Annotated in this window: 5 protein-coding genes and 1 pseudogene; 4 read left to right on the forward strand and 2 right to left on the reverse strand. The window is 71.1% G+C overall.

Going from position 1 to position 7740, the window contains the following annotated elements; translation table 11 throughout:
* Positions 1 to 727 (forward strand): uroporphyrinogen-III C-methyltransferase (cobA, locus tag EAD98_RS23020; protein WP_121656097.1); only part of this gene is annotated, 727 nt, incomplete at its 5' end.
* A 183-nt stretch (positions 728 to 910) separates the two neighbouring features.
* Here cobA and otsB read toward each other — a convergent pair.
* Together otsB and EAD98_RS23030 are read right to left on the reverse strand one after the other, a co-directional pair.
* Positions 911 to 3472: a trehalose-phosphatase gene (gene otsB / locus EAD98_RS23025; RefSeq protein WP_121656099.1), complete on the reverse strand. Its 2562-nt coding sequence runs from the start codon at positions 3470 to 3472 to the stop codon at positions 911 to 913.
* A gap of 41 nt (positions 3473 to 3513) precedes the next feature.
* The gene (locus EAD98_RS23030) at positions 3514 to 4914 is read right to left on the reverse strand and encodes a trehalose-6-phosphate synthase (protein WP_074313851.1); all 1401 of its coding nucleotides are present in this window, start codon (positions 4912 to 4914) and stop codon (positions 3514 to 3516) included.
* A gap of 318 nt (positions 4915 to 5232) precedes the next feature.
* Between EAD98_RS23030 and ettA the strand changes: the two genes are divergently transcribed.
* From ettA to EAD98_RS23045, 3 genes and pseudogenes are all read left to right on the forward strand, one after another.
* On the forward strand, positions 5233 to 6909 hold the full coding sequence (ettA, locus tag EAD98_RS23035; RefSeq protein ID WP_121656100.1) for an energy-dependent translational throttle protein EttA: 1677 nt from the start codon (positions 5233 to 5235) through the stop codon (positions 6907 to 6909).
* Between the two features lie 12 nt (positions 6910 to 6921).
* Positions 6922 to 7368: a thioesterase family protein gene (locus EAD98_RS23040; protein WP_121656098.1), complete on the forward strand. Its 447-nt coding sequence runs from the start codon at positions 6922 to 6924 to the stop codon at positions 7366 to 7368.
* Positions 7365 to 7740, forward strand: a pseudogene (locus EAD98_RS23045) (hypothetical protein); the annotation flags it as partial. The gene EAD98_RS23040 and the pseudogene EAD98_RS23045, both read left to right, overlap by 4 nt.

Below are 7740 nucleotides of genomic sequence, written 5' to 3' on the forward strand. Positions count from 1 at the left end.
GCGCCACCCGCCCGCGCTGGTGGGGGCGGGACCGGGTGACCCGGAGCTGATCACGGTGAAGGGCTGGCGGCTGCTCACCGAGGCGGACGTGGTGGTCGCCGACCGGCTGGTGCCCGGGCTGCTCCTGGACGAGCTACGCCCCGACGTCGAGTTGGTGGACGCCTCGAAGATCCCCTACGGCCCGTCCCGTGCGCAGGAGGAGATCAACCGGATCCTCGTGGATCGGGCCCGGTCCGGCGCTCTGGTGGTTCGGCTCAAGGGCGGTGACCCGTACGTCTTCGGCCGGGGCGGCGAGGAGCTTTTGGCGTGCGCGGCGGCCGGTGTGCCGGTGACCGTCGTCCCCGGGGTGACCAGCTCGATCGCCGCGCCGGCCGCGGCCGGAATCCCGGTCACCCACCGCGCGGTGGCGCACGAGTTCACCGTGGTCTCCGGGCACGTCGCCCCCGACTCGCCGGTCTCGCTGGTGCGCTGGGACGCGCTCGCCGGCCTGCGCGGCACACTGGTGATCCTGATGGGGCTGAAGAATCTCGCCGCGATCACGGCCACCCTGATCGCGCACGGGCGCTCGCCGCAGACACCGGCTGCCGTGGTGCAGGAGGGCACGACGGGCGCCCAGCGGACGCTGCGGTCCACCCTCGGCGCGGTGGCCGCCGACGTGCTCGCGGCCGACGTGCGCCCGCCCGCCGTCGTGGTGGTGGGCGACGTGGTGGGCGCCCTCGACGGCTGAGGAGCTGGGCGCACTCCTGCCGATTCGCGGAGTTGAGAGTTGACCGACTCGAGTGATCGTTGGCAGTTCAAGAGGGCATTTGGCGGCGTGTCGAGTCGCTGACCTGCCAACGATCACTGAGAAACGCAAGATGGCGGGGCCGGAGCGCACGCGCTCCGGCCCCTTCGACGTACCAGCGATCGACTACTGCTTGAGCATGTTGTCCAGCAGCAGGGCGCACCGGATCAGGCCGAGGTGGCTGTACGCCTGCGGGTGGTTGCCCAGCCCGCGCTCGGCGAGCGGGTCGTACTGCTCGGGGAGCAGCCCGGTCGGGCCGGCGGTGAGCACCATCTGCGCAAACAGCTCCTCGGCGTCGGTGCGGCGGCCGGTGCGCAGGTACGCCTCGATCAGCCACGCCGTGCAGATGTGGAAGCCGCCCTCGCGGCCGGGCAGGCCGTCGTCCCAGTGGTACCGGTAGACGACCGGGCCGCTGCGCAGGTCCGCCTCGATCCGCAGCACCGTGGACAGGAAGCGCGGGTCGTCGCCCGGAAGCAGGCCGGAGAGGCCGATCCAGAGCGACGAGGCGTCCATGTCCTCGTCGCCGTACGCGACGCTGTACGCCTCGACGTCCTCGTGCCAGCCGTGCTCCAGCACGTTGTCGGCGATCCGGTCGCGCAGCTCCTTCCAGTCGGCCCGGTCCTCGCCGCCGTGCTGGCGCATCACGTGCAGCGCCCGGTCGACGGTCATCCAGCACATCACCTTGGAGAAGACGTGGTGCCGGGGTGGGAGCCGGGCTTCCCAGATGCCGTGGTCGGGCTCGTGCCAGCGGCGGCGGACCGCCTCGACCATGTTGTCCAGGACCCGCCACTCGTCGTCGCGGACCGAGCCGCGAGCGTCGGCGACGGCCGCGATCAGGTCGGCGATCGGGCCGAAGACGTCCAGCTGGAGCTGGTGGTTGGCGAGGTTGCCGACCCGGACCGGACGGGAGCCGGCGTACCCGGGCAGGGTGTCGATGACCGCCTCGGCGCCGAGCTCGTAGCCGTCGATGGTGTAGAGCGGGTGCAGCCGCTCCGGGTGCCCGCCGGTGCGCTCGATGCAGCCGTCCACCCAGCGCAGCAGCGCCTCGGCCTCCTCGATGGAACCGAGGTCGACCAGGGCGCGGGCGGTCAGCGCCGCGTCGCGGAGCCAGCAGTAGCGGTAGTCCCAGTTGCGGACGCCGCCCAGCTCCTCCGGGAGCGAGGTGGTCGCCGCGGCCAGGATCGAACCGGTGGCCTCGTGGCACAAGCCGCGCAGGGTGAGCGCGCTGCGGGCGACCAGGTCGCGGGCGGTGGACGGCAGCCGCAGCGAGGCGACCCAGTCCTTCCACGGCTGCTCGGCCGCGGCCTGCCGGTCGTGGATCGGCACCCGGTGGTGCTCCAGGCTGTGCGTGCCGAAGCGCAACTCCAGCACGACCTGCCCGCCGGCGGCGGAGAGGTCAACGACCGCCTTGGCGGTCTCGTAGCCCCCGTCGTTGCTGACCTGCCACTCCACCCCGGGGGAGTAGAGCGCGAACGGTTCGTTGGAGCCGAGCACCAGCAGGCCGTCGCCGAGCGGCTGCAACTGCACGGCGACCTGACCGAACTCGGGCCGCGGCGCGAACTCCAGCCGGACGCGGCCGCTGCCGGTGAGCACCCGGACGAGGGTCGAGTCGCCGGTCACCACCGCCGGGCCGTCCGGGGTGGTCTCCCGGGCCGGCTTGTCCAGCCAGTCGGTGACGGTGAGCCCGGACCACCGGGTCTCCACCGTCATGGTGCCGGAGCGGTAGCGCTGGCCCAGGGGGATGCCGCCGCGCTCCGGGACGATGCTGAAGTGGCCGGCGGGGCTGCCACCGACCAGGTCGGCGAAGATCGCCGCCGAGTCCGGCTTGGGGTGGCACAGCCAGCTGACCTTGGCGTCGGGCGTGAGCAGCGCGACGGTGCGGCCGTTGGCGAGCATGGAGTGCCGCTCGATCGGCACCGCCCGCTCGCCGAACAGCCAGTGGCGGCGGGTCTCCAGCAGCAGCCCGAGCGCGCGGGCCGCCTCCAACGGCTCGGCCACCCGGTAGCCGGCCTGGGTGTCCCCGGGACCGATCTTGATGCCGAGGTCCGGACCGTGCAGGTTGCCGAACGCGTTCTCGTCGGTCACGTCGTCGCCGATGAAGAGCACCGCGCTGGCCGCGAGCTGGGTCCGCAACTGGTCGACGGCGGTGCCCTTGTGGGTGGCCACCACGGAGAGCTCGATGACCTCCTTGCCCTGGGTGACCGTCACGTCGTCGAACCTGGCCGGACCGTTGCGGACCGCCTCGATGGCCGCCGCGGCGACCTGCGGGTCGACCCCCCGGGTGTGCACCGCGACGCTGGCCGGCTTGCGTTCCAGCCGGATGCCGGGGTGTTCGGCGGCGATCTCGCGCAGCGCGTCCCGGACCCGGTTGCGGACCGCGACCAGCTCGGGGGAGAGCCGCTCAACGAAGCCGATGTCGAACTCGGAGCCGTGGCTGCCGACGAGGTGCACCTCGCTGGGCAGCCGGGAGAGCGCGGCCAGGTCGCGCAGCGCCCGGCCGGAGACCACCGCCACGGTGGTCTGCGGCAGCGCGGCGAGCGCGCGGATCGCGGCCACCGACTCGGGCAGCGGTACGGCCGTGCTCGGGTCCTCCACGATCGGCGCCAGTGTGCCGTCGTAGTCGCAGGCGATCAGAAGCTGGGGGACCCGGGCGATCCGGCCGATGGCGGCGCGCAGCTCGGGGTCCATCACCTCGGTGGAGATCACCGCTCCGTCGTTGACGGACGTGTTCACGCGGCCTCCGCCTCGGAGACTCCAAGCTCGGAGAGGAAAGACTTGGCCCAGTGCCCCACGTCGTGGGTACGCAGGTGGCGTTGCATTGTCCGCATTCGGCGGCGTGCCTCGGTTTTCTCCACGTGCACGGCCCGGAGGAGGGCGTCCTTGACCGCGTCCGGGTCGTGCGGGTTACACAAAAAGGCCTGGCGCAGCTCGGTGGCAGCGCCGGCGAATTCACTGAGCACGAGCGCGCCACCCTGGTCGGCGCGCGATGCGACGTACTCCTTGGCCACCAGATTCATTCCGTCTCGCAGCGGGGTCACCATCATCACGTCGGCAGCAACGTACATCGCGGCCAGTTCACTGCGACTGTACGACTGATGCAGATAGTGCACCGCCGGCACGCCGACCCTGCCGAATTCGCCATTAATACGACCAACCTCGCGCTCCACCTTGACCCGAAGCGCCTGGTAGTGCTCGACGCGTTCCCGGCTCGGCGTGGCCACCTGCACCATGACCGCGTCCGGGACTGTCAACTTTCCGTCAGCCAGCAGCTCGCGGAAGGCCTTCAGCCGCAACTCGATGCCCTTGGTGTAATCCAGCCGGTCCACGCCCAGGATTATCGTCTTCGGGTCGCCCAGCTCGGCGCGAATCTGCTTGGCCCGGGCCTGCACCGCCGGGTCGGCGGCCATCCGTTCCATCTCCTGGGTGTCGATCGAGATGGGGAAGGCGCCCGCCTTCACCTGCCGACCGTCGACCTGGATCATCTGCCCCTCGTAGCGGAGCCCCAGCAGGTGCCGGGCCAGCCGGACGAAGTTCTGCGCCGCCAGCCGCTGCTGGAAGCCGACCAGGTCGGCGCCGAGCAGGCCGCGCAGGATCTCGGTGCGGAACGGCATCTGCATGAACAGCTCGATCGGCGGGAACGGGATGTGCAGGAAGAAGCCGATCCGCAGGTCCGGCCGCAGCTCGCGGAGCATCGCCGGGACGAGCTGGAGCTGGTAGTCCTGCACCCACACCGTCGCGCCCTCGGCCGCGACGTCCGCCGCGGCCTCCGCGAACCGCGCGTTGACCAGGCGGTACGCCTCGCGCCAGCGGCGCTTGTAGGCCGGCGTCTCCACCGCGTCGTGATAGAGCGGCCAGATCGTCGCGTTGGACTGGCCCTCGTAGTAGCGCTCCAACTCCTCGGCGCTCAACGGGACCGGGTGCAGCCGGATGCCCTCCAGGTCGAACGGCTCGGGGGCGGCGCCGGTGCCGCCGGCCCAGCCGACCCAGGTGCCCTGGTGCTCGGCGAGGACGGGATGCAGCGCGGTGACCAGCCCGCCCGGGCTGCGTCGCCACTGCCGTCCCTCAGGTGTGCTCACCTCGTCGACCGGCAGGCGGTTCGCCACTACGACAAAGGAGCTACGGACGGTCACGATCGGCCACCTCCGGGTGCTGACGGGTCCACCGCGATGAGCGTACTGAGCGTAGCTGCGGCCTCTGTTCCCCCGTGCCGGAGTTCCGTACCCACCCCGCAGGGGCTGAATCGGAACCGTGATCTTGTTGACAGGGTGGTGCGGTGAGCGGCACGACGTACTCCTGGGGCGGGGTGATGTGGGCGAAGCGGGCCGTACCTGTCAGGATTGACGATGGCGTGCGCGCGGCCGGCTCCCGGTCGGCGGCGGCGGGCGGAGGTCGCAGCCCGCGCCGCGCCGCCCATCATGCGACAGCAACCGACGGAGGTAGCCCGCACCGTGGCCCAGTACATCTACGTCCTGGAAAAGGCGCGCAAGGCGCACGGCGACAAGGTCGTGCTCGACAACGTGACGTTGAGCTTCCTGCCGGGGGCCAAGATCGGTGTGCTCGGCCCGAACGGCGCCGGTAAGTCCAGCCTCCTCAAGATCATGGCAGGCTTGGACAAGCCGAGCAACGGCGAGGCCCGGCTCATGCCCGGCTACACCGTCGGGATGCTCGCGCAGGAGCCCCCGCTCAACGACGCCAAGACCGTGCTCGGCAACGTCGAGGAGGCGGTCGCCGAGACCAAGGCCAAGCTGGAGCGGTTCAACAAGATCGCCGAGCAGATGGCGACCGACTACTCCGACGAGCTGATGGAGGAGATGGGCAAGCTCCAGGAGGAGCTGGACCACCTCGACGCCTGGGACGTCGACTCCAAGCTCGAACTGGCCATGGACGCCCTGCGCTGCCCGCCGCCGGACGCCGACGTGACCCAGCTCTCCGGTGGTGAGCGCCGCCGCGTCGCGCTCTGCAAGCTGCTGCTGGAGGCGCCCGACCTCCTGCTGCTCGACGAGCCCACGAACCACCTGGACGCGGAGAGCGTCTCCTGGCTGGAGCAGCACCTGGCCAAGTACGCCGGCACCGTCATGGCGATCACGCACGACCGGTACTTCCTCGACAACGTGGCCAACTGGATCCTGGAGCTGGACCGCGGTCGCACCTACCCGTACGAGGGCAACTACTCCACGTACCTGGAGAAGAAGGCCGCCCGGCTGGCCGTCGAGGGTCGCCGCGACGCCAAGATGAAGAAGCGCCTCACCGAGGAGCTGGAGTGGGTCCGCTCCAACGCCAAGGCCCGGCAGACCAAGTCCAAGGCACGCCTGGACCGGTACGACGAGATGGCCACCGAGGCGGAGAAGACCCGGAAGCTGGACTTCGAGGAGATCCAGATCCCGCCGGGCCCGCGCCTGGGCAGCACGGTCATCGAGGCGCACAGTCTCAGCAAGGGCTTCGGCGACCGGCTGCTGATCGACAACCTGTCGTTCTCGCTGCCCCGCAACGGCATCGTCGGCATCATCGGTCCGAACGGCGTCGGCAAGACCACGCTGTTCAAGACCATCGTCGGGTTGGAGGAGCCGACCAGCGGCGACGTCCGGGTCGGTCCCACCGTCTCGCTGTCGTACGTCGACCAGAACCGGCAGGGCCTCGACGGCGACAAGACCGTCTGGGAGGTCGTCTCCGACGGGCTGGACTACCTGATGGTCGGCAAGGTCGAGATGCCGTCGCGGGCGTACATCGCCGCGTTCGGTTTCAAGGGACCGGACCAGCAGAAGCCGACCAAGGTGCTCTCCGGTGGCGAGCGCAACCGGCTCAACCTGGCGCTGACGCTCAAGATCGGCGGCAACGTCATCCTGCTCGACGAGCCGACGAACGACCTGGACGTGGAGACGCTCTCCAGCCTGGAGAACGCGCTGCTGGAATTCCCCGGCTGCGCCGTGGTCATCTCCCACGACCGGATGTTCCTGGACCGGGTCGCCACGCACATCCTGGCCTGGGAGGGCGACGACCAGAACCCGGCGAACTGGTTCTGGTTCGAGGGCAACTTCGAGGCGTACGAGAAGAACAAGATCGACCGCCTCGGCGCGGAGGCCGCCCGGCCGCACCGGGTGACCTACCGCAAGCTGACCCGCGACTGACCGGCCGACAAGGTGTCTGACCGGTTCGTCTATCACTGCACACTGCGCTGGTCCGACCTGGACGCGTACGGCCACGTCAACAACTCGCGCTTCCTCACCCTGTACGAGGAGGCGCGGGTGGCGTTGATGTTCGCCGGTGGCCGGGCCTGGGGGGTCGGCTCGTTCGCCGACGGGGTGGTGATCCGTCGGCACGAGGTCGACTACCTGCGCCCGGTCGACTACGCGCTGGGTCGGGCCACCGCGGAGGCCGCGCCCACCGTCCGGATCGAGCTGTGGGTGGAGGAGATCCGGGCCTCCCGGTTCACCGTCGCCTACGAGCTGTACGACGGCGAGGTGCTGGCCAGCCGGGCCCGCTCGGTGCTGGTGCCGTTCGACCTGACCCGCCAGGTGCCTCGACGGATCACGGCCGAGGAGCGCGAGTTCCTGCTCACCTACGCCCCGCAGGTTGGCGCGGCGTGACGCGGTCGGGCACGGCGGGACCGGAACACGAGGCGGCGCCCGGGCACGGCCTCACCGGGGTGGCCGACGCGGGCGCCTTCCTGGCCCGGCTGGTCCGGCTGGATCCGGTCGCGCCGGTCCGGCTGAGGCCGGCCGGCGCCGCCGGTCGGGTCGCCCTCTGGGCGCGGCTGCCGTGGCAGGTGCTGGTGGTCCGGACGGTGGACGGTGGTCCGGGCGACGGCGCGTCCACGGACGTCACGGTGGCGGCTCCGGAGCTGCTGGCCGAGCTGGAACGCGGGGGCTCGGCTCTGCCGGCACGCCGGGACGCGCAGTGGCGGTGGCCGCTGCCACCGGCGCGCAGCCGGCCGGTGGAGGCGCTGCCCGCCGCCGAGC

Origin of the sequence: Micromonospora sp. CV4, assembly GCF_003667455.1 — a bacterium.
In the GTDB taxonomy this organism is placed as follows: Bacteria; Actinomycetota; Actinomycetes; order Mycobacteriales; family Micromonosporaceae; genus Micromonospora.

Excerpts from the sequence above, each read along its gene's own strand:
- otsB (WP_121656099.1), bottom strand. The coding sequence starts at position 3,472 with ATGGACCCCGAGCTGCGCGCCGCCATCGGCCGGATCGCCCGGGTCCCC.